The sequence below is a fragment of the Pseudoalteromonas sp. NZS71 genome (assembly GCF_015864715.1).
GTDB lineage: Bacteria > Pseudomonadota > Gammaproteobacteria > Enterobacterales > Alteromonadaceae > Pseudoalteromonas > Pseudoalteromonas arctica.
In genome coordinates, this window is sequence record NZ_JADYWS010000022.1 from 43,266 (window position 1) to 66,872 (window position 23,607).

Annotated in this window: 18 protein-coding genes; 16 read left to right on the top strand and 2 right to left on the bottom strand. The window is 38.8% G+C overall.

Going from position 1 to position 23,607, the window contains the following annotated elements:
* Positions 1-52: 52 nt before the first annotated feature.
* From I6E85_RS14805 to moaE, 8 genes are read left to right on the top strand one after another with little or no spacing between them, the layout of a single operon-like run.
* Positions 53-1,576, top strand: a complete 1,524-nt coding sequence (locus I6E85_RS14805) for an FAD-dependent oxidoreductase (RefSeq protein ID WP_024590921.1) — start codon at positions 53-55, stop codon at positions 1,574-1,576.
* A gap of 43 nt (positions 1,577-1,619) precedes the next feature.
* Positions 1,620-4,316, top strand: coding sequence for a nitrate reductase (locus I6E85_RS14810; protein WP_024590922.1), 2,697 nt, complete (start codon positions 1,620-1,622; stop codon positions 4,314-4,316).
* Between the two features lie 16 nt (positions 4,317-4,332).
* On the top strand, positions 4,333-5,304 hold the full coding sequence (moaA, locus tag I6E85_RS14815; protein ID WP_024590923.1) for a GTP 3',8-cyclase MoaA: 972 nt from the start codon (positions 4,333-4,335) through the stop codon (positions 5,302-5,304).
* Position 5,305: 1 nt separating this feature from the next.
* Positions 5,306-5,986 (top strand): molybdenum cofactor guanylyltransferase, encoded by a 681-nt coding sequence (locus tag I6E85_RS14820; RefSeq protein ID WP_024590924.1) that lies wholly within the window; start codon positions 5,306-5,308, stop codon positions 5,984-5,986.
* A complete protein-coding gene (moaB, locus tag I6E85_RS14825) occupies positions 5,983-6,522 on the top strand; it encodes a molybdenum cofactor biosynthesis protein B (RefSeq protein WP_008135434.1) in 540 nt (179 codons plus the stop codon). The genes I6E85_RS14820 and moaB overlap by 4 nt, the downstream gene beginning before the upstream one ends.
* Before the next feature lies 1 nt (position 6,523).
* Positions 6,524-6,994, top strand: coding sequence for a cyclic pyranopterin monophosphate synthase MoaC (moaC, locus tag I6E85_RS14830; RefSeq protein WP_166377637.1), 471 nt, complete (start codon positions 6,524-6,526; stop codon positions 6,992-6,994).
* The gene (locus I6E85_RS14835; protein ID WP_024590926.1) at positions 6,972-7,271 is read left to right on the top strand and encodes a MoaD/ThiS family protein; all 300 of its coding nucleotides are present in this window, start codon (positions 6,972-6,974) and stop codon (positions 7,269-7,271) included. The genes moaC and I6E85_RS14835 overlap by 23 nt, the downstream gene beginning before the upstream one ends.
* The gene (gene moaE / locus I6E85_RS14840; RefSeq protein ID WP_024590927.1) at positions 7,271-7,729 is read left to right on the top strand and encodes a molybdopterin synthase catalytic subunit MoaE; all 459 of its coding nucleotides are present in this window, start codon (positions 7,271-7,273) and stop codon (positions 7,727-7,729) included. Before I6E85_RS14835 ends, moaE begins: the two co-directional genes overlap by 1 nt.
* Positions 7,730-8,446: 717 nt before the next feature.
* On the opposite strand, the gene I6E85_RS14845 is transcribed toward moaE, so the two are convergent.
* Positions 8,447-9,607, bottom strand: a complete 1,161-nt coding sequence (locus I6E85_RS14845; RefSeq protein WP_024590929.1) for a putative zinc-binding metallopeptidase — start codon at positions 9,605-9,607, stop codon at positions 8,447-8,449.
* Between the two features lie 69 nt (positions 9,608-9,676).
* Complete coding sequence (locus I6E85_RS14850) at positions 9,677-10,450, bottom strand: SHOCT domain-containing protein (RefSeq protein ID WP_024590930.1); 774 nt, start codon at positions 10,448-10,450, stop codon at positions 9,677-9,679.
* A 1,021-nt stretch (positions 10,451-11,471) separates the two neighbouring features.
* On the opposite strand from I6E85_RS14850, the gene I6E85_RS14855 reads away from it, so the two are divergent.
* The 8 genes from I6E85_RS14855 (at position 11,472) to I6E85_RS14890 (ending at position 23,536) form a co-directional block, all read left to right on the top strand.
* Positions 11,472-14,783 carry a DUF2126 domain-containing protein gene (locus tag I6E85_RS14855; protein ID WP_197237078.1) on the top strand — a complete coding sequence of 1,104 codons (3,312 nt, stop codon included), beginning with the start codon at positions 11,472-11,474 and terminating at the stop codon, positions 14,781-14,783.
* 112 nt (positions 14,784-14,895) lie between these two features.
* Positions 14,896-17,415: a circularly permuted type 2 ATP-grasp protein gene (locus I6E85_RS14860; protein WP_024590932.1), complete on the top strand. Its 2,520-nt coding sequence runs from the start codon at positions 14,896-14,898 to the stop codon at positions 17,413-17,415.
* Positions 17,412-18,290: a transglutaminase family protein gene (locus I6E85_RS14865; protein ID WP_024590933.1), complete on the top strand. Its 879-nt coding sequence runs from the start codon at positions 17,412-17,414 to the stop codon at positions 18,288-18,290. The genes I6E85_RS14860 and I6E85_RS14865 overlap by 4 nt, the downstream gene beginning before the upstream one ends.
* A 46-nt stretch (positions 18,291-18,336) precedes the next feature.
* Positions 18,337-19,791: a circularly permuted type 2 ATP-grasp protein gene (locus I6E85_RS14870; RefSeq protein WP_007585223.1), complete on the top strand. Its 1,455-nt coding sequence runs from the start codon at positions 18,337-18,339 to the stop codon at positions 19,789-19,791.
* A gap of 1 nt (position 19,792) precedes the next feature.
* Positions 19,793-20,728 carry an alpha-E domain-containing protein gene (locus tag I6E85_RS14875; protein ID WP_197237079.1) on the top strand — a complete coding sequence of 312 codons (936 nt, stop codon included), beginning with the start codon at positions 19,793-19,795 and terminating at the stop codon, positions 20,726-20,728.
* 118 nt (positions 20,729-20,846) lie between these two features.
* Positions 20,847-21,500 (top strand): MOSC domain-containing protein, encoded by a 654-nt coding sequence (locus tag I6E85_RS14880; protein ID WP_024590935.1) that lies wholly within the window; start codon positions 20,847-20,849, stop codon positions 21,498-21,500.
* Between the two features lie 135 nt (positions 21,501-21,635).
* Complete coding sequence (locus tag I6E85_RS14885; protein WP_024590936.1) at positions 21,636-23,090, top strand: ATP-binding protein; 1,455 nt, start codon at positions 21,636-21,638, stop codon at positions 23,088-23,090.
* Positions 23,087-23,536 (top strand): response regulator, encoded by a 450-nt coding sequence (locus tag I6E85_RS14890; RefSeq protein WP_024590937.1) that lies wholly within the window; start codon positions 23,087-23,089, stop codon positions 23,534-23,536. Before I6E85_RS14885 ends, I6E85_RS14890 begins: the two co-directional genes overlap by 4 nt.
* The last annotated feature ends 71 nt before the right edge of the window (positions 23,537-23,607 follow it).

A 23,607-nucleotide genomic window follows, 5' to 3' on the forward strand; every position in this document is an offset into this window, starting at 1 on the left:
CGATTTCAATTTTAGTCAATTACTAAAGTAGATATCACTTTGAGGTGGGTAAATGCTAAGCAAGCAGCGTGTTGTAGTGGTAGGAAACGGAATGGTGGGGCATCATTTTGTGCAGCAGCTAGTTTCTCAAAATCAAGCTGATGAACAATTTGAAATTATGGTACTGAGCGGTGAAGACCGTTTAGCGTATGACCGAGTGCAACTATCTTCCTTTTTTAAAGGTAAAACCGCAGACGACCTCGCACTTACATGCAGTAAAACCTATGACGATTGGCAAGTGTGCTTTCATACTCATTCTAAAGTGGTTGATATAAATCGTGATGCGCAAACAGTAACAACCGCTAAAGGGGAGTTGTTTGAATACGACAAGCTTGTGCTTGCTACAGGTTCATTTCCATTTGTACCTCCTATACCGGGTAAAGATCGTGAGCATTGCCTTGTTTATCGCACCATTAACGATTTACACGCAATAAAAAACTCAGCCCACGGTAGTAAAGTAGGCGTGGTAATTGGTGGCGGTTTACTGGGGCTTGAGGCTGCAAACGCATTAAAGCAACTGGGTTTACAGACTCACGTAATAGAATTTGCACCGCAACTTATGGGCGTACAAGTTGATGCGGGAGGCGGTCGGTTACTAAAAAACAAAATTACAGATTTAGGCGTTACTGTGCATACATCGGTAGCAACCGAGAAAATAGTAGAAGGTGAAAGTTGCCGTTATAAAATGTGTTTTAAAGGCGGTAAAACCCTTGAAACCGACATGATTGTATTTTCTGCGGGAATTCGCCCTTATGATAATTTAGCCCGCGAGTTTAATTTAGAGATAGGTGAGCGCGGCGGTATTGTAATTAATAACCATTGCCAAACGAGTGATGAAAACATATACGCGATTGGTGAATGTGCACTATGGAATAATTTTATTTTTGGCTTAGTGGCACCCGGTTACGCCATGGCTAAAATAGCAGTTGGGCATATTTTACAACAGACCCAGCAAGACTCTCTGCAAAGTACTGGCTTAGGCAATAAAGCCGATGAATTTAGCGGTGCCGATATGAGTACTAAGCTTAAATTAATGGGTGTTGAAGTAGGCTCTATTGGCGATGCACATGCACGCAGCGAAGGCGCAATAAGCTATTACTTTGAAGACCAACCCAATGGCATTTATAAAAAAGTAGTCACTAATTCACAAAGTAATAAGCTGATTGGCGCAGTACTTGTTGGCGATACCAGCGATTACGATAATTTACTGCAATATCATTTAAACGACATTGAACTTACCACCGCCCCCGAAGCGCTCATCATGCCCCTTGCCGGCGACATCGCAGAGCTAAGCGCCGACGACTTGCCTGATGACGCCATTATTTGCGCTTGTCATAAAGTAACTAAACACACCATTGAGCAAACAGTCGCTAAAGGCTTTATAGACCTAGCAAGTGTGCAGCAAAGCACCAAAGCCAGTACAGGTTGTGGAGGGTGTGAAAAACTCGTTCAAAACGTAATAAACAGCGCACTCGCAAAAGCTAGTAACACCATTAACGTAGTTACCCTTAATGAGCCTGTAAAGCAACCTGCATAAATTAAAACGTACTAATTAAAGCACACTAAAAGAGAGCAGTAGCATGACAACCGCAAACACGTCACCAACTATAAATAAAACCAGTTTAAAACAAACAACATGTGCTTACTGTGGTGTAGGGTGTGGTGTTGATATTTCACTTTTTAATAATGTGCCTACCAAGCTTGAAGGCATGCGAGAGCATCCCGCAAACTTTGGTCGCTTATGTGTAAAAGGCACGCATTTGCTCGACACGACAGGCAGTGATAATCGCTTAACGACGCCTCTTATTAATAACCAAGCCGTTACGTGGGATGAAGCCACCGACCATGTTGCCAATAAATTTAACGACATAATACAAAAGCACGGACCCGATGCTGTGGCATTTTATGTATCGGGGCAACTGCTTACAGAAGATTACTACATCGCTAATAAATTAATGAAAGGCTACATAGGCTCAGGCAATATTGATACAAATTCGCGCCTGTGTATGTCATCTGCTGTGGCAGGTTATAAACGCGCTTTTGGTGAAGACGTAGTGCCGTGTACTTACGAGGATTTAGAGCAAACTGAGCTGCTTATTTTAATTGGCTCTAATGCCGCGTGGACTCATCCGGTTTTGTATCAGCGAATGGAACGTGCAAAGCAGCTTAACCCAAATATGAAAGTGGTGGTTATTGATCCGCGTAAAACCGACACAGCTGAGCTTGCCGACACATTTTTAAATATAAAACCAGGCAGTGACGCCGCACTTTATAACGGCTTACTTAATTATTTAAATGAGCATAACCACCTCGATACGCAATTTATTGCTCAGCACACAAACGGCTTTGAAAGCGCACTGCAAGAGGCAACAAAATGGAGCTGCGAGGCAGTTAGCGACTTTTGCGATATAGCAATTGAGCAAGTCACTGAGTTTTACGCGCTATTTGCTAACAGCCCAAGTGCGATTAGCTTTTACTCAATGGGTATAAATCAATCAAGCTCGGGTGTAGATAAATGCAACGCCATTATTAATGCGCACTTAGCCTCAGGTAAATTACTTAAACCAGGTAGCGGTCCGTTTTCGATTACAGGCCAACCCAATGCGATGGGCGGGCGCGAAGTAGGTGGTTTGGCTAATCAGTTAGCGGCGCATTTAGATATTGAAAACGAAGCGCATCAATCACTTGTGCAACGTTTTTGGCTCTCGCCAACTATGGCTAAAAAAGCAGGCAGCAATGCCATTGATATGTTTGATGAAATAGCCGCAGGCAAAATAAAAGCAGTGTGGATAATGGCAACAAACCCAATGGTGAGCTTGCCCAACAACGCCGCTATTAAAAAGGCATTAGAGACCTGCGAGTTGGTGGTTGTATCTGACTGTATTGCAAAAAGTGATACGTTAAAATTTGCCGATGTTGCTTTTCCATCAACTGGATGGGGTGAAAAAAACGGCACTGTGACTAATTCAGAACGCAGAATATCAAGGCAACGACCGTTAGTAGCGCCTTATTCGGGTGCTAAAAACGATTGGCAAATTATGTGCGACGTTGCTAAAAAAATGGGCTTTGAAGGGTTTGATTTTATAGAACCTAGTGGCATTTTTGAAGAATGGGCACAATTAACTGATTTTGAAAATAACGGCAGCCGATTACTAAATCTTTCTGGTTTAGTTGGGCTCACAAAAAGCCAGTACGATAATTTAAAACCCATTATGTGGCCGGTTGTTAAAAATCAGCCTTATAAAAATGGTCAGGTTTTTACAGATAACCAATTTAGCACCGCTGATAAAAAAGCACGCTTTATACCTATAACGCCGCAATTACCGGTGCAACAAACATCAAGTGATTATCCGTTTGTAATGAACTCGGGTCGTATACGCGACCAATGGCATACCATGAGCCGCACCGGTAAAAGTACCGCGCTTTCATCGCATATTACACGCCCGTATATTGAAATTAATCCGCTTGATGCCAGTAAATTAGCAATTAAACAAAACGATTTAATTAGTGCGATTGCCCAAACAGGGCAGGTTACCGCGCATGCAAAAGTAACCGATGCCGTGCGAAAAGGCGAATGCTTTATGCCTATTCATTGGAACAAGCAATTTGCGTCATCAGCAACAGTAAGCGGGCTGTATCAATCGGTAGTTGACCCACTATCTGGTCAGGCTGAGTGTAAACACGGCGCTGTTAATATAGTTAAAGCACCGTATGCGCAATATATGCAGCTGTTTGCTAAAAACGAACTTGTTATAAAAAGTGATTTTTGGCTCAAAGTTAATGCAAGTAATTGCTTTAATTATCAGTTGGCGCTTAATGAACCACAAAGTGATTTACTGTATTTCTGCCAAACCTTAACCGGTTTGCAAGGGCAGTGGTCGGCTATGAATACGGCAAAAGCTATGCATGTGCAGTGTATTCAAAACGATCAATTAGCGTTTGTTGGTGTTATATCTAATGAGCAAAAAGAAATATCACTTGAGTGGATAAACCATTTATTTGCAGAGCCTTTGCTGAGTTTTACACAGTTACAGTCTTTGCTTTATGCAACCCCCGATGAAGAATTTACCCAAGGTATGCAAGTGTGTAGCTGCTTTAAAGTAAGAGAGCAGCCAATTATAAACGCCATTAAAAACGGTGCAAACACGGTAGAGCAATTGGGGTCAGAACTTAAATGTGGAACGAACTGTGGTTCGTGTAAAACACAATTAAGCCAATTAATAAAACAACATTACAAAGCAGGTTCTAGCAGCATTGATGTTGCGGTTGTAATGTAAAGAAAAAAGGAAGCATATGCTTAATGATCAATTTGGTCGGCAGTTTAACTATTTGCGTCTCTCAATAACCGATGTATGTAATTTTAGTTGTAGTTATTGTTTACCAAACGGGTATCAGTGCGATACGCCGCGTAATTTTTTAAATAAAAACGAAATTAGCACGCTTGTAAATGCGTTTGCAGAACTAGGTACTAAAAAAGTGCGTATTACAGGTGGCGAACCATGCTTACGAAACGACGTAACCGATATTATAAAGCTCTGTAAAAATACGCCAGGCATAGAAAAAGTAGCTATTACTACCAACGGGTTTAATTTATTAAATAAAATTGATGAATTTGCAGAAGCAGGGCTTGATGCGCTTAATGTCAGCATTGATAGTTTAAATCCGAGTATGTTTAAACTCATAACAGGGCACGACAAACTTACCCTTATTTTAAAAGGGATTGAGCGCGCGGTAGAGCTGGGCATAAAAGACATAAAAATAAATGCAGTGCTTGCCAAGCAGTTTAATAAAAACCAATTGAAGGATTTTTTAGCGTGGGTAAAACACCACAAAGTTACGGTTCGCTTTATAGAATTAATGGAAACAGGTGACGGCGCAACCTTTTTTGAAGAAAACCACTTAAGTGGGCAAACGGTTAAAGCCCAATTACTCGACCAAGGTTGGTTACAAGTAGTTAGGGGGAAACTAAACGGACCCGCTGAGGAGTTTTGTCATCCTGATTACGATGGTCGTATTGGTTTAATAATGCCGTACAGTAAAGATTTTTGTAAAAGCTGTAATCGCTTAAGGGTGTCGGCGCTGGGTAAATTACACTTATGCTTGTTTGCCGAGCAAGGTATAGATTTACGCGAACTACTAAACGAGGACGATACTGCAGCGACCGTAAAGGCAATTCGAGCCGCTATGGGCAATAAAGAAATAAGCCATGAGCTAGATAAACGCTTAACAGGTGCGACAACTCACTTAGCTATGTTGGGCGGCTAATATGGAAGTAAAAGCTAATCGAGATTTTACAGGTGTTGTGCTTGCTGGTGGTAAGTCATCAAGAATGGGCACAGACAAAGCCGATTTAGTTTTAAAAAATAAAACGCTATTGCACAATGCGTGTGATTTATTAAAAGACGCAGGCGCTAAAAACATACTGATAAGCCGCAACGTTACAAATCCAATCAAATCATTGAACCATTATTCACCGAGCGATTATCCCTCAGAAAAGTACGTTAAAGATATATACCCAAACAGTGGGCCCCTTGGCGGAATTTACTCAACATTAATAGCCACTGAGCACGATTTACTTATTACTGCGGTAGATATGCCTCTACTTACGAGTAGTTTGTTAAGCACAATAGTGCTGGCTTCTCAGACAAATAACGTACAAAGTGTGAGCAATCAATTAAATCAGTCACAAATACATGCTTGGCACTTTGAAAATGAACCGCTACCGCTGTATATTCGTAATACAAGCAGTGTAAAAAATCATTTAAAACACATACTCACAAACGCAAACAGTCATAAATCAATAAAACAGTTTACCCAAAGCATTGGTGTGCAAACGCTTTTATGTAATAAAGCGCATGCATTAATAAACACCAATACACCGGCGCAATTTAAAGCTGTAAATGAGCATTTTGACCTAAGCATTAACCAATTGAGAAGAACATTATGAGCCACACAAGCGAGTCACAAATACCTTTAAACATTGCCGTACTTACCGTAAGCGACACGCGCGATGCGATTACCGATACTTCTGGTCATTACTTAATTAAAGCGCTAACTGAGGCGGGTCATCACTTAGCGGATAAAGAAATTGTAAAAGATGATGTGTACCAAATGCGCGCTATTGCATCGCAGTGGATAGCCGACGACACCATTCACGCTATTTTAGTGACTGGTGGTACAGGATTTACCGAACGTGATTCAACACCTGAGGCATTTGCGCCGCTGTTTGATAAAAGCGTAGACGGCTTTGGTGAGCTATTTAGACATATATCGTACGGTGAAATTGGTAACTCAACTATTCAATCTCGTGCACTTGCGGGACTTGCTAACAACACCGTTATTTTTTGTATGCCAGGCTCTACAGGCGCATGTAAAACAGCGTGGACAGGTATTATAAAAGATCAACTTAACTCAATGCATAAACCGTGTAACTTTGTACCGCATATTACCATTGGTAAAAAGTGTGAATCGCGTGAGCAATAGTATGTTAAGCCACGTTGACGAAAACGGCCAAGCTAATATGGTTGATGTATCGCTCAAAGACATAACCCTGCGCGATGCCTCAGCTGAAGCATTTATTAGCATGAGCAAGCTTGCCTTTGAACAAGTAATGCTTAATCAAAACAAAAAGGGCGATGTGTTAGGCGTGGCACGTATTGCGGGTATTCAAGGCGCTAAAAAGTGCGCCGATTTAATTCCGCTTTGTCATCCGCTTGCACTTACTAAAGTCGCTGTTGATTTTGAACTTGATGAAGCAAACAGCCAAATTAAAATAACCAGCTACTGCAAACTTGCCGGTAAAACTGGCGTAGAAATGGAAGCGTTAACAGCGGTATCTGTGGCTAGCCTTACTTTGTTTGATATGTGTAAAGCAGCCGACCCACTAATGGAAATTAGCGGTATGCGCGTTACTCAAAAAGCTGGGGGCAAAAATGGCAGTTGGCAGCGAGATTAATCCAAACGATGCTATATCTAGCGCCCAAAATGTAGAGTTATTGTTTTTTGGGCAACTAAAAGAGCGCTTGAAGTGCAGTAAATTAAGCCTTGAGATTACGCAGCCGCTTAGTATTTCAGAGCTTAAATTAAGATTAGTTAGCCAATACCCGCATTGGCAACCGTGGCTGGAGGAGCGTGAGCTACTTGCAGCGCTTAACCAAACTATGTCATCAAGCGACGCAATAGTGAAAGCAGGGGATGAGCTTGCCTTTTTCCCGCCGGTTACAGGTGGCTAATGAGCATACATATTCAAGTACAAATTGATGATTTTAATGTAGGTGACGAGCACAATGCGCTTTGTAGTAATAATAAAAGCGATGGCGCTGTTGTCACCTTTACAGGTTTGGTAAGAGAGTTCAGCAGTGGCGATAACGTTACTGCACTTGAGCTTGAGCACTACCCTGGTATGACCGAGCAACTGCTTCAATCTATTGCAGAGCAAGCACAAACTCGCTGGCAACTGGCGAGAATATGCATTATTCACCGCGTTGGTTACTTAGCACTTGGCGAGCAAATTGTATTTGTAGGCGTAACTTGCCGCCATCGCCAAGCCGCGTTCGAAGGCGCACAATTTATAATGGATTATTTAAAAAACCACGCCACGTTTTGGAAAAAAGAGCACTTTAAAGACTCATCAAATTGGGTTGAGTTTAAACAAAGCGACAAACAAGCGCTGGGTAAATGGGAAGAGTAGTTATAAATGTAATGTGTGAATAAAGATGCGTTCAAAATTTATCTCAAAAAGAGAGTCATTAGAGTCCGCTGCACTTTGGGTAGCGGCTCTATTAATTTTAGCTATTATGTTAGAGCTCATAACAGGCTGGTCGATAGGTGGAAAAAGCACTGCTGGTCACTCTATAAATATTGAGCCTGAACAGTTTTGGTTTGAAATAAAATTGCACTGCAGCTTAGTATTGTGGTTTATTTTTAGATCTTTTTTTACTTTTCCATTTTTTAGGGCGCAGTACAATAGCTTGCTTAGCTTCAGAGAAGAACACAAAATCATATCAAATATTCTTTTTTATATACTTACTCCCATTTTTGTAGTGTTTCTAATTTTAACTTTATTATTTATTAGCGACTTATAAATATTGTTCAGTTTCTTATTAAGAACGAGTGATTAAAATTTATACGCTCTTACTATTAGCCATTTTTTACAGCCGTTCTATATTTACTTTTTGCCTTAGTTGGAACGTTAAGCCTTACTCATTTTACAGTGAAGTGTTTTAGGGGCATTTACATATCGTGATTATTTTATTGTCGCTTATAGCACCCAAAATTCTAAATTTAAAACTAATAGAATATAGTCTTCGAAAAGATCAATACGCCCTAATGTTTTCTATCTCTTTATCAGTTATTTTAATAGTTTACTGAGTAAAACAGTAAACTATCTTACTCAATTAATTACTTCTTATGTTAGTAAATCAGGCATTAAATTGAGCCTGTTATGAATAGCATGATGGATGAAAGACAACTTAGTTCGCACCGCTTGAGTAAGTACAAATGGGTAGGCATCGGCAAGTCCCATGCTGCGATTTAGTGAATTTAGAATGATCGAAAATTCCATCCAAGTATCTAAAATAGCATCAATCGATGTTTGTGAATTAAAGTAATAAGCACTTTGTGGCAATCGAAGCTCGTCTGCTTCATCTAATTCAAACTCATTACCCGTTGTTGAGCCTGTAATTGAAAAGTTTTTGGCTGTTTCTAGCGTATCGATAATATGCATGTAATGCGCCCATGTTTCTGCCCAGTCTTCATAAGGGTGCATAGTAGCGTATTCACTAATAAAGGTTTCATGCCAGTTAGCTGGCGCGCCTTGCTTGTAATGAGTATCGAGCGCTTGCTGGTAATCTAATTCGTCATCACCAAAATATTGCTTACATAAAGCATGTTTTTTTGGTGAATTTGCGATTAGTTGATCAAAATAATAATGACCAAGTTCATGGCGAAAATGACCAAGTAAAGTACGGTAACGCTCACCCATTGCTATTTTAGCTTGAGAGCGTGCTACGTCGTCTGCTTCAGCTAGGTTTATAGTGATATGCCCGCAATCGTGTCCTGTAAATACAACGTCCTGACCTATAATAGGGCTTACAAAGTGATCGCTTACGTTACGGTCTGCTATAAAATCGAAGCTTAATCCGCTTTCAGGTTCTTGAATCGTTGTATTTAAAGGGAGTGATAATGATTTTAATGTATACAAAGCGCGACGTTTTGCAGTCTCCATTTTTTTCCATAATGGAATATGTTCAACAATACTTAAATCGGGCACCGTTTCATTAAAGCGGCACGAAAAACACAGCACTTCGTCTTTATCGGCAACAGGTATAAATGTGTCTAAATTAACCATACCATTGCATACGTGATACTGAGCGTTGTTATCACATTTTTTATAAAAAACTTCAGGCGCTTCTGCTTTGTAAAATAACCCCGATTGCTCATCAATTTCATAGGGTTCAACTTGATCGAAATCGTCGTCTATACCCACGGTTCTGCCGCAAGCCAAACAATGGCTGCTTTCAAAAAATAAAATAAGTTGATCTGTGCAATTACATTTAAATGTTTTCATATGTTACCGAATAAAAAAGAGACCGTATAAACCACTTTTACTTAGCGCTATGCTATTGGAGGATAGTGGTTAAATCCTTTTTAATAGTTCAGACTTTTTAATATTAAATTCATCATCACTCAACGCATTAGAGTCGCGAAGTTGTGCTAACTTTTCAATTATTTGAAGCGTTTCGTCTACCGAGTATTGCCCCACAGTATTATTAGCCGGTGCTTCAACTTGGTTTGGTGTTAACGATGCAAAATTCGGCTGCGTTACTTGCTGCGTAAAGTCTTTTTGTGGTTCTGGAGGCGTTGGCGTTTGCCCTGAAATTAATGGCAGGGTATTTACATTAATTGTCCCCCACTGACTGTTAAATGTAAGAGAGGTATTATTGCCTTGCTGTTGGCTTACACCACCAATATTATGATCTAACGTGTCGTATACGCTCACTTGTCCATTTAATTCAACGGCTAAGCGATTAGGGAATATAGCGTAGCGAATATTATTTTGCGCACCACTGCTAAATGGGCTGCCTAGATTACCTGGCCACCATTGATTGATGCCAGGCGTTCCTGCAGGAATAACCGGAAATATTTGGTTATTGCTCAATATATTAGCAAGTTCGTTGCACAAGTTATCAACGGTTGATTTTAAACCGTTGTTAAACATGTCGCCAACCATTGTCATTCCGCCACGCATCCATTGACCAGAACCACCAAGTTCTGGGCAATTAAACTGTGCCATTGAGCAACCGCCGTTATTAACGCTAACTAACATGTGAATTACTGCATCGTGACTGAGGTTATAACGAGATGCTATACCATTAACTAAGTTTTCACCGACATCTGTTAGCTTTTGCATAAGAAAATATCCTATTAGGTAGATTGGGTTGATTTAAAAAATCTGAAAATACGCTAGGCCGTGTTGATTTTTGGGATTGAAATTTGTTCAATCTAGGGGCGATTTAATCGCGGCGCGAGGTTTGTAACCTAGTGGGCTAAGTAAAAACCGAGCAACAAAGAGTCAATCGTCCCTAGAAAGAACCCAGGGGCAGCGCATGTTTGGCATTTATGCTGCGTTATCGCCTATGTATGGGGAACAACCACACATCATAGACTCTGCCTTGCTTAAATACCAAACACACTGCTGCAAATTCAACCACCAAAGAACAACACGCCCTAGTGCTGCATTACCTTTAGCATTGATGATAATGAAAAATTAACAGGTTAGTGAGATGTGTTGGTTTTTCAAATTGGACGTGTTCTGTTTTGTTTGAAATTAAAACACACCGCTGCAAAACTAATCTTTAAAACAAGCATCTTTGTATTAAAAGTTACTTGTTTTATCTCATCGAGATTGTTAGTTTTGCTGTAACGTAAGCGGTTAAAAATCGATCTAGTATAGCACCGTTACTTACTTTAACAGCAGCTTTATTGTGAACTATTTCTTACTATTTAATGATTTTTTTTAATGATTTTTAAACTATAAATAAATACTTTTAATTATACCTGTTTAGCGTTATAAATAACGGAGTAAGTATTTTAAAAAATTAACATTATTTGTTTTATTTCAATATTTTAAATTAACTAGTTTTAATTGTAAGTTATTTTTAAGCACTATTTTGGTGCATTATCTGCACCATTAAAAATCTAAAATTGATGGTATAAATTACACCAAGTTTAATATTTACAGAGTTGGTGTGTTTTTTCTATTAATTTGGTCAAAACCTTTATGCATGGCGTTGCTTTGTGTATGAGTCGGCAAATGGATGAGGAGCACTAATTTATAAGTTTGCTGGTATAAAAATTGCACAGGTGAATTAGTCCAAATAATATTTTCAGCGTTATATTGTGGCCATACATTATTAAAGGGGAATTAATAGATGACAATTACAGTTGGGATTTCGCACCATACTCAGTATAAATACGATCGGTCAGTTAATATGGGGCCGCATATATTCCGATTACGTCCAGCGCCACATAGCCGTACAAAAATTAAAAGTTATTCTTTAAAAATAGTTCCAGAAGATCATTATATAAATTGGCAACAAGACCCTTTTGGTAATTACCAAGCGAGGGTGGTGTTTAACAAACCAACTACCGAATTTAGTTTTACGGTCGATTTGGTCGCCGAACTAACGGTTATTAATCCTTTTGATTTCTTTTTAGAAGATTATGCCGAAAACTTCCCATTTGTTTACGATGCTATTTCAAAGTCAGAGCTCGCTCCTTATTTAAAAAAACGCAAAGCCAGTCCAAAATTTAAAGAGTTAATTGAATCTTTAAATCCTAAAGAGCCGCTTAGAAGCGTTGATTTTTTAGTGGCTGTTAATCAAGCTATTTATGAATTAGTAGGTTATGGCATTCGTTTAGAACCCGGTGTGCAAACGGCAAACGAAACAATAAGTAAAAAAACAGGTTCGTGTCGTGATTCTGCTTGGTTGTTAGTACAACTGTTTCGTCATTTAGGGTTGGCATCTCGATTTGTATCGGGCTATTTAGTCCAGCTAACCTCAGATCAAAAATCATTAGATGGTCCAAGTGGTCCAGAAGAAGACTTTACCGATTTGCATGCATGGACCGAGGTGTATATTCCGGGTGCAGGTTGGATAGGGCTTGATCCTACCTCGGGTTTATTTGCCGGTGAAGGGCATATTCCATTGGCATGTACGCCAGAGCCAAGCTCGGCGGCGCCGGTTACAGGCGGTATAGACGACTGTAAATCTGAGTTTAGCTTTTATAATAAAGTAACGCGTGTACACGAAGACCCACGTGTAACTAAGCCATATTCTGAGGCGCAGTGGGCGGCAATTAACCGCTTAGGTCAGCACGTTGACAATGTTTACAATGAAGAAAATATACATTTAACCATGGGCGGCGAACCTACGTTTATTTCTATTGACGATATGGAACATCCTCAGTGGAACACTGATGCCGATGGTAAAGAAAAAAGAATATTAGCTCAAAATTTATTTGTAGAAATGAATAAAGTATACACAAAAGGTGGCTTTACTCATTACGGACAAGGTAAATGGTATCCGGGTGAGCCATTACCACGTTGGCAATATGCGTGCTATTGGCGCAAAGACGGCGAGCCTTTATGGCAAGATGCTGCACTATTAGCCGATCCTAATAAAGATTATAAATTTGATCATACCGATACTAAAAAGTTTGCTGATAAACTGTGTGACTCACTTGGTCTTGAAACCAAGGCACTTACTACGGCTTATGAAGATATTTTATATCACATGTGGCAAGAAGCCTCATTACCTACCGAAATAAAGCCAGATCAACCAGAACTTCTCCATGCAATGAGCCGAAAAGGCTTTTTAGCTAAAATGGATAAAGGCATAGAAAAGCCTGTTGGCTATGTTCTACCTTTAAAATGGAACGATAGTAAAAACTGTTGGCAGTCGTGTACGTGGGAGTTCAAACGGGGTCATTGTTTTTTATTGCCGGGTGAATCACCACTTGGTTATCGCCTACCTTTAGACAGCCTTGAGTGGAGCGGCAATATTATTGACCGCGACCCGTTTGATATTCCAGAAAATTTTACCAAAGCTAAAAAGCTTAAAAAGGGCTTTATTGGTAAAGAAATGGTTAAAACTGCGCTTGTAATGGAAGTGAGAGAGGGGCGTTTATATATATTTATGCCACCAACAAGTCATTTTGAACATTACATGGGTTTAATAAGTAGTATAGAGAGTGTGGCTAAAGAACTTAAAATGCCGCTTGTTATTGAAGGCTATAGCCCACCTAAAGATAGCCGCGTAGAAAAATACGCTGTAACGCCAGATCCAGGTGTTATTGAAGTAAATATTCATCCTTCAACATCGTGGGATCAATTAGTCAGTCGAACCACAACGTTATACGGTTTAGCAAAAGAATGCCGATTAGGTACCGATAAGTTTATGGCAGATGGTCGCCATACTGGTACTGGTGGTGGTAACCACGTAACGCTTGGTGGCGAAACACCTGAGCAAAGCCCATTTTTACGCAGACCTGATATTTTAAGAAGTTTTATTACCTATTGGCAGCATCATCCTGGTTTGTCGTATTTATTTTCGGGGCTTTTTATTGGCCCTACAAGCCAAGCGCCGCGAGTGGATGAAGCCCGTGATGAAGTTTTATACGAGCTAGAAATTGCCTTTTCGCATATGCCCGAAGGTGAGGTGCCTGAACCTTGGTTAGTTGATAGGTTACTTCGTAATTTATTAGTGGATTTAACGGGTAATACACACAGAGCAGAATTTTGTATTGATAAGCTCTATTCACCCGACTCAGCCACAGGTCGTTTAGGGATTGTAGAATTTAGAGGCTTTGAAATGCCTCCACATTCACAAATGAGTTTAGTGCAAATGCTACTGTTGCGTACTTTACTTGCTTGGTTTTGGAAAAAACCTTACCACAAGCCATTAATACGTTGGGGTACTGAGTTACACGACAAGTTTTTATTACCACAATATGTAGAAAACGATTTAGCTGAAGTAAGCCGCGATTTACAACAAGCAGGTTTTCAATTTCAGTTAAGTTGGTTAAATCCATTTTTTGAATTTAGGTTTCCGGTATGTGGAACGCGAGAACTTGATAACGTGACACTTGAGCTTAGAACCGCAATCGAGCCTTGGCATGTACTAGGCGAAGAGGCAAGTGCGTCGGGTACGGCGCGCTATGTAGATTCGTCATTAGAAAGAGTACAGATAAAAGTACAAGGAACAATGAGCGACCGCTATGTTGTAACGTGTAATGGTCGAAGAGTGCCGCTTAAACCGGTTAAAGGTAAAGCAAAAGATGAAATGGTCGCGGGTATACGATACCGAGCTTGGCAACCACCTACAGCGCTTCACCCAACTATTGGCGTACATGCTCCATTAGTTTTTGATTTAATCGATACGTGGGAAGGTCGTTCAGTTGGAGGCTTTGTATATCATGTGAGCCATGCTGGGGGTCGTAATCCTGAAACGCTACCGGTTAATGCATTTGAAGCTGAAGGGCGCAGAGTTGCAAGATTTTGGGAGCATGGGCATACACCATCGTTACTTGCATCAGCAGAACCAAGCTGGAGCCCATCGGCGGTTACGCATAGTTTTCAATCGGCGCAAAGCGCAAGTGAATACGTGGTACCTGATGAAGAAAGTAGTAATCCTGATTATCCAAATACCTTGGATTTACGCAGGCAGCCTAACTTTAAATAATAATTGATAGTTGTGTCATTCCACTTTGAAATTATTTAAAGTGGAATGACTAAATATTTTTAAAGCATCATTATGAACACGGCTATTTACTATAAATTGGAGCACTTTCAGCTTGTATATTAACAATAACGCGATGCCGGAATTGCCTGAGTGGTTGTCTTTATACCTTGATAAATCACATGGACATGATGAACTGGCAAACCACAGTGGTTTAAACCCAGACCATTGGGATACTTTATTTAAGCGTTTAGCTAGTCTAACAGCAGATGATGTTAGTAGCCGCGCTACAGAAATAAGCCAATTGCTACAAAATGGCAATATTAAAAATGAAAGTAATAAGCAGTGGCACTTCGACCCGTTGCCATTTATGTTATCTAAAGCTGATTGGGCGTTGCTCGAAGAGGGAATAAAACAAAGAACCCTTTTATTAAATAAAATTCAGCAAGATATTTACGGTGACCAAACATTATTAGTTGATGGTCATATTCCTGCAAAGCAGCTTTTTCAAGACCCTAATTACTTACGCGAAGGTTTTAGTTTACCTAGCAACGAATTAACACTATTTTTTACTGCATTAGATGTTTACCGCACGCCAACAGGCGAATTTAAAGTATTAAGCGATCATTGTCAGTGCCCGCTGGGCTTAGGGCTATTAATTAAAAGCCGTATTATTGCAAGGCGTGTAATGGCTGAAGAATTTGCCGAATGTAATGTTCAGCAAATTAAAGAATTTTTAAACCTATTCCAAGAGGGTATTAATGAATATACCCACTATATGGATGACCCACGAATTGTAATTCTAACCCAAGGAATTGATGACCCTAACTACAACGAGCATGCATTCCTATCTACCTACTTTGGCTATACATTAGTACAAAGCGCCGACTTAACCGTACGTGGTGGTGACGTTTGTTTAAAATCGTTACAAGGCTTGGGTAAAATTAATGTCATTTTACGCTGGGTTTCTGATCGTTGTATTGACTCTTTAGAGCAAACTGAATATTCACTTCATGGTATTCCGGGCTTATTACAATCTGTACGACAAGGGTCGGTTAAGGTTTTAAACCCGTTTGGTAGTGGTGTGCTCTCGTCACCTTCAATAAAATGCAACTTAGAAAAGTTATCGCAGCAAATTTTAAAACAACCGCTGTTGTTAGGTGAGCCAAATTACTTAAGTGTAAAAGAAGCGCAAGCCATTGATTGGAATAACCTCGAACTACTATCTGCTATAGACCCTACACTTAAGTTAGATGGAGTGTTAGACGAGCAAGAAATAAAGCTACTTATTAGCAAAGAACCCGATAATTACTTTTTCCAAGAAAAGCCTTCTTTTAGCAGTGCACCATTTTGGCATGACGGGCAATTAATCTCCAAGCCAGTGGTGTTTAGATGCTATGCATTAACCACAGAAAATGGCGTAGAAGTACTTCCTTCAGCACTGTGTTTTTCGAACGAAAAAAGTAACAACCCGAGAATATCTGGTTGGATCAAAGATACATGGATAAATACAGCCGATAGAGTTGATTTAGGCGAGCATAATCCACCGGTGCCAATTAGAAAAAGAATGGATGTAACGCTACTCGAAGGGGTTATTTCGAGCCGTACGGCTGAGCACCTTTTTTGGTTGGGTCGATACTTAGAACGCTGCGAAAACACCATACGTATTTTGCGTATTTTTATAGACAAGTACACCGAGTTTTCTGTTTACCCAGATTCAATACGAAAAAGTATAGTTGCACGGCTTTCTAATGCCATTAGGTCGCAATATATTGTTTATCCCTATATAGAACCTGATTTAAAACTAGATGGCATTGATGTAAATCTGTCTAAAGAAACTTCTTTTCAACTCCTTGCAGACGAGCAATGCGCTGGCAGTATTATTAATACATTAAAGTACATTGCAAATGCGTCGGTGCAAATTCAAGAATTACTATCTCATGATAGTCGCCGAATAATTGATGATATTAATGAGCAAATTAAAGTATTTAAAAATGTAAATATTAATATTCCAACGCGTGCAATGCAAAGCAGCCTAGATAGAGTTATAGGCTCAATTATGGCTTTTAATGGCTCGATTGCAGATTGTATGCCAAATAGTAATGGCTGGTTTTTACTCGAAATGGGCAGAAGAGTAGAGCGTAGCTTACAAATAACATCACTAAGTGCGGCTTTATTAACCAAAGAGTTAGACGAGCCCGAAGAGCTTGGCTTACTTGAAGCAGTGCTAAGTTGCCAAGTTAGTTTAGTTACGCATAAGCGCCGATACAGAATGTATCAAACCATTGGTACAGGGCTTGAGCTATTACTTTTAGATGCTGAATACCCACGTTCTTTATTATTTCAGTTAGAGGAAATTAATAAGTTGTGTAAGCATTTACCCACAAAACGCAGACAAGGCGTAATTGCGGCACACGAAAAAGCAATTTTACTGTCTAAAACAAGTTGTTATGTAACTGAGAAAGATTACCTACAAAAAAGTGAAAATGGACAACGTAACCAGTTAATCGAATTTAACCATAATACGCGTATGAACTTAGATACATTTTGTGATGTATTATTACTACAGTATTTTTCTCATACCCAAACGGCAAATAAATTGAACTGGACTAATATTGAGCAAGCTCAATCGTGAAATATAAAATAAAGCACTCGACTACATACAACTATTCAGACTTTGTTAGTTTGTGTCAAAACCAAGCGCGATTAACGCCAAAAACGAATCGCGGGCAAATATGCCACAGTAGTCGTGTAGAAATTGAACCTACACCGACTTACTTACAAACATTTACTGATTATTTTAATAATCAGGTAACAGCGTTTGAAATAGCAATACAGCATAAAAAACTTAAAGTAACGATGATCAGCGAGGTAGAACTGTTAGTCGGCGCTAATAGTAATTTAGAGAGCGTTGATATTGCTTGGCGAAAAGTACGTGATTTATTGGTTAAACCAAATACAGCGGAATTATTAAAAACGTCTGAATTTGTACTACCTTCACAGCTTATTCCAATAGATAAAGGAATTAAGGAATACGCATTAATTTCGTTTGATGCACACAAAAATATAATTTCTGCATGCAAAGATCTAATGGCACGGATTTTTCATGAATTTCATTATGATCCTGGTTTTACAACAATTAGTACGCCTTTGAGCACTGTTTTTGCACAAAAAAGGGGCGTTTGCCAAGACTTTGCACACTTTGCGCTTGCATGCTTACGTAGCGTAGGGTTAGCAGGTCGATACGTAAGTGGGTACATAGAAACCATGCCGCCAGAAGGCGAAGAAAAGCTAGAAGGTGCAGATGCAACTCATGCATGGTTTGCGGTATTTGTGCCAAACTTTGGTTGGGTTGATTTTGATCCAACAAATAATGTTTTACCACGCGATCAGCATATTACTCTAGCCGTAGGGCGAGACTTTTCTGACGTAACTCCTTTAAAAGGAGTGGTATTTGGTGGCGGTAGTCAATTGCTTGATGTAGCGGTTGATATGATTCGAATGGAATAGCAGTTTAACTACGTCATATATGATGATGGATAAGGTGAAAGAGTGTATGAAAATTGATTGGAAAGCGTACCAAACAAAAGGTTTCTTTGATGAATTAATTGATGCACAAGGAAACGTTAGATCGCATGGAACACAATTAGCACAATTTTTTGCTAATTTATCAGCAGAAGAATTAGTAAAAGCCAGAGCGGTTGCTGATTTAGCAATTAAAGAAATGGGTATTACTTTCACGGTTTACAACGAAGGTAATATGATTGATAGAGCCTGGCCGTTTGATATTATCCCTCGAACTATTGGTAAAAAAGAATGGCAAAGCGTAGAGGTTGGTTTAAAGCAACGTGTTGAAGCGCTTAACCTTTTTATAGATGATTTATACCACGACCAAAAAATAATAAAAGATGGTGTTTTTCCAAAAGGGTTACTAGAAAAATCAGTTAACTTTCGCCAGCAATGCGTGGGAATAAACCCGCCAAATAAGATATGGGCGCATATTTGTGGCTCAGATTTAGTACGCGATGGTAGCGGTACAATGTATGTGCTTGAGGATAACCTGCGTGTTCCTTCTGGTGTATCTTATATGCTTGAAAATCGCTCTGTAATGAAGCGTGTATTCCCTGAATTATTTGAGCAAGTATCGATTTTACCTGTTGATGATTACCCTTCACAATTATTTGATATGCTAGCGGCAATGTCGCCTCGTCCACAAGATAAACCAGAAGTCGTGGTACTTACTCCTGGGGTGTTTAACTCCGCTTATTTTGAGCATTGTTACCTTGCCCAAGAAATGGGTTGCGAACTGGTAGAAGGGCGCGATTTAGTTGTTGAAAAAGATGACTGTGTATACATGAGAACAATCACAGGGCTACAACGAGTTGATGTTATTTATCGTCGTATAGATGATTTGTTTTTAGACCCAGAAGCCTTTTTACCAGAATCCCAACTTGGCGTTCCTGGATTAATGCGTGCTTGGTCTAAAGGTAATGTTGCTTTGGTTAATGCACCAGGCGCAGGTGTTGCTGATGACAAAGTAGTTTACGCCTATGTACCTGAGATGATTAAGTACTACTTAGGCGAGGAAGCTAAACTTGCTAATGTCCCAACGTTCAAATGTTTAGACCCGAAAGAATGCGACCATGTGATTAAAAATATCGATAAGCTTGTTGTTAAACCAGCAAATGAATCTGGCGGATATGGATTATTAATTGGTCCTAAATCGACTAAAAAAGAACAAGAAGCGTGTATTGCTCAAATTAAAGCGGACCCACGAAACTGGGTAGCTCAACCAACATTAGATTTATCAACAGTACCAACATTTGATGGTAATAAACCAGATGGTCGACATACCGATTTAAGACCGTTTATTTTATCATCAGGTAAAGATACGCAAGTTACCACTGGCGGATTAACGCGTGTTGCTATGGTTAAAGGCTCTTTGGTGGTTAATTCATCACAAGGTGGTGGCAGTAAAGATACTTGGATTGTTGACGAAGAGGCTAAATAATATGTTATCAAGAGTAGGCGAAACTTTATATTGGGTATCTCGATACATTGAGCGCGCGGAAAATGTAGCTCGTTTAATCAACGTTAACAATTTACTGATGATGGACTTACCCAAAGGCATATGTACCGGCTGGGAGCCATTAATTGATATTATTGGTGTGCGTAAAGCGTATTCAGAAAACCATACTGATTTTACTGAACAAAAAGCATTAAGGTATTTACTTGTTGGTAGTGATAACAGCTCGTCAATTTTAAACTCTATTACTTCGGCACGAGAAAGCGCGCGTACAATCCGCGATGTAATTCCTCGAGATGTATGGGAAGAAATTAACTCTCTGTATTATTATGTAAAAGATAATCAAAAAGAAGGGATAACAAAGCGCGGACGTTTTGATTATTTAAAAAAGATTATAGATTCAGCCCATCAAATATTTGGGGCGTTAGATGCCACAATTAATCATGATCAGGGCTACGTTTTTATCCGCTTTGGTTCGATTATAGAGCGCGCAGACATGACATCGCGAATTTTAGATATTCGCTCTGCTACGTTAATTACTAATGAAGAAAAAGTAAAACCGTTTGATAATATTCAGTGGATCAGTTTATTGCGCTCATTAAGTGCTTATCAAATGTATCGCCAAGAAATGGGCGTTAGAGTACAGCGTGCAGATGTAATAGAATTTGTGATGCACAGCAAAGTATTCCCTCGGTCAATTTTATTTTGCATGAATGAATTAAAAGCATTGGTTTTACCTTTGCCAAACTCAACAGAAATTATTAAATCAATTGATGATGCAATTATTGAGTTAGAAAATAAAGACGTACGAGTACTTAAAAATGGTCTGTTGCATGACTTTATCGATGAAATACAAATAGACTTAGCTGGAATACATAATGGACTGGCCGAAACGTATTTTTTAAAGCAAGCAGAACAATAAAAAATGTATATTTTAAAATGACTGCTTAGCTTTAAGCGGTCATTTTTGCTTTAATTTATTTATAATAATTTTAAAATCTTCATAATTAATCTCCACTTTCCCAGCCGTTGGTATCGCAGTGAAAATAATCTCGACTAATATCTCTAAAATTAAAACTCTTATCCACAATGGTAAAGAGGTGAAAACGGGAATATTCAAAACCCCAACTAACGAACCTGTAGTGATTGAAAAGCTAAACATTATAGGTGATGAGCAAGCTGATTTAGTTAATCACGGCGGGGTAGATAAAGCGGTATATGCTTTTTCGCACAATCATTATGAGTATTGGCAGAAGACTCTTGAAAACGAGAACTTAAGTAGCGGTGTATTTGGCGAAAACTTCACGATTTCTGACCTTGATGAAGCGAATATACACATAGGTGACCATATTCGAATTGGTACTGCACTGCTTGAAGTAAGCCAGCCTCGTGTGCCTTGTTTTAAATTAGCTATCGCCCTTAATAATAAAAACAGCCTTAAACTGTTTACGCAGCATTACTGCACTGGCGTGTATTTTAGGGTACTAGAGCAGGGCGTTGCAAAAACGGGTGATAGTGTTGTTATCGAGAAGAAAGCCTCGCACGACATATCAGTTAAAAAACTGTTTCAGGCATTTTTTGATAAAAAATATGTAGGTTATGAAGACATACTTTTAGAAGCATTAACTTTGCCAGAGCTTGCTGTAGAGTGGCAAGAAAAGCTAAAGAAGAAGCTTGCTATTAAAAGTGAATAAAGTTAAATATAAATTGTTATTTATAGAGCATCTAGTAAAAAAGATAAAATCTGCTATACCTAAGGTTATAAATACTATACTTAATATAGTGTTACGCAAAAACTATTGGGTTAGTAGCTAAAATAGGTGTCGTATATGAATATCTCCAGAAAATTGATGCTTATTGTGATTTTAACTGCAGCAGAGGTAAGCATTACTGTTTATTCAGCTTTTGAAATCGCTAAAGGGGCTAAGTTTCACCAACTTAATTTTCTTCACTTAAAATATACACATCAACTTACCAAGTCAGTTAAAAAAATAGAAAACAATATCCCCATAGATATAAATACCATTGAGTCAGATATATTGTCAATTAGGCAGCAACCGATTGAATGTATTGAAGAAATAAACCCATTAAATTATGCTGTTATGAAATTTATTAACACAGAGCAAACTTTAACAATTTGTGAAAACGATATAGAAATTGCGGATAAAGCACTATTGTCAGTTATTCAATATAATAAAGGTGAACTCAGCAGAGATGATTTTTTATTAAACCTTAATGTTGCACTTGATAGCTTTAACAAACACTCTGAGATGTTTGAAGAACCAATCAGAAAAACAGTATCGTTTATACTAATGACGTTAATTCCACTTGTTATAATCATATCTTTTATTAATATTCTTTTTATAAGTTATCTTTCTCGCACAATATCCAGCTCTATTCGAAATCTAACTGTACTTTTATCAAGTAAGCCCGAAAGCAATATTAATCTAGACGATGAACTTGATATAAAAACGTCGGGTGAATTAAAAGCACTCGTTATCGCGGCCAGGCAGCGGGTCAAAAATGATCTTTTAAATATTGAAAACAGTATTGAACTCAAAGAGATTATAAATAGCCAAACAGCTTCCCTGCAGCAAGCAAATGACGAACTTGCACAGTTTGCTTATCGAGCTTCTCATGACCTGAAATCACCGCTGTCAGGGGCTAAATCCTTAGCGAATTTTGTTATCGAAGATATAAAAGCGGGAGACACAGAGGAGGCAAGCCGAAATGCACTGGTTATTTATCAACAAATGGAAAAGTTAGAAACACTTGTTGTTGATATTTTATTGTTAGCCAAAGCTGAAATTGGTAATGAGGATAGAGATGTAATTGACTTTAATCAGTTAATTATTGATATGAAAGAACGACTGTCTTGGCTCATGAAAGATAATCCTTGTACGCTCGAAACAACAATTAATCTATCAGTACCTATAAGGTCTGAAAAAGCACGTTTTGCACAAATCATTGAAAATTTAATATCAAACGGGTTGAAGTATTACGACAGAAATAAAGACTCGCCTTATGTCCGCTGTGATATTTTCAATGAGCAAGAGACGTTTTTTATTACTGTTACAGATAACGGAATGGGAATACCACAAAAGCATCAAAGTGAAGTGTTTGATATGTTCAAGCGATTCCATGCACAGACGAGCACAGGCTCTGGTTTAGGGATGGCGTTGGTTAAAAAACATATTGAGTACTTAAGCGGAGAAATATCACTGCAAAGCTCTGATGAAGGTACAGCGTTTAAAATAATAATACCAATGGATAAGCTAACATGACAAAAATTAAACCCCCTATATTAATTGTCGATGACAATGAAGTTGACCGGTATATTCTTAAAAGATTAATTAAAGAGGCTGAATTAGATCTTACAATTTTTGAAAAAAAAGATGGCCAGGAAGCATTAGAATTTCTCGAGAATTATGAAGCTAACAGAAAAGAGTACCCTGATGGATTTCCTCCAATACTCATATTTTTGGACATCAATATGCCAAGAGTCAATGGTATTCAGTTTTTAGAAGCGTTTTCTAAACTGAGGAAGATGATAGAAATCAGCTCTTGTGTGGTTATGATGTTTAGCTCATCAGAAAGAGAAGAAGAAAAAAAGATTATAATGTCACACGATTTTGTTAAAGGTTACCTTGTAAAAGGAAGTTTTCAGGCAGCAGAGTTAAAAGAAAAAGTATTGGCTGTCATCGGTCAGCATTTGGAAAAACACAGCTGATTTGCATGTGTTTTAGGTTTTAACCCGCTAGGCGGTGCAAATTGGAGAACCTTTAGTTTGAGTATGTGGCA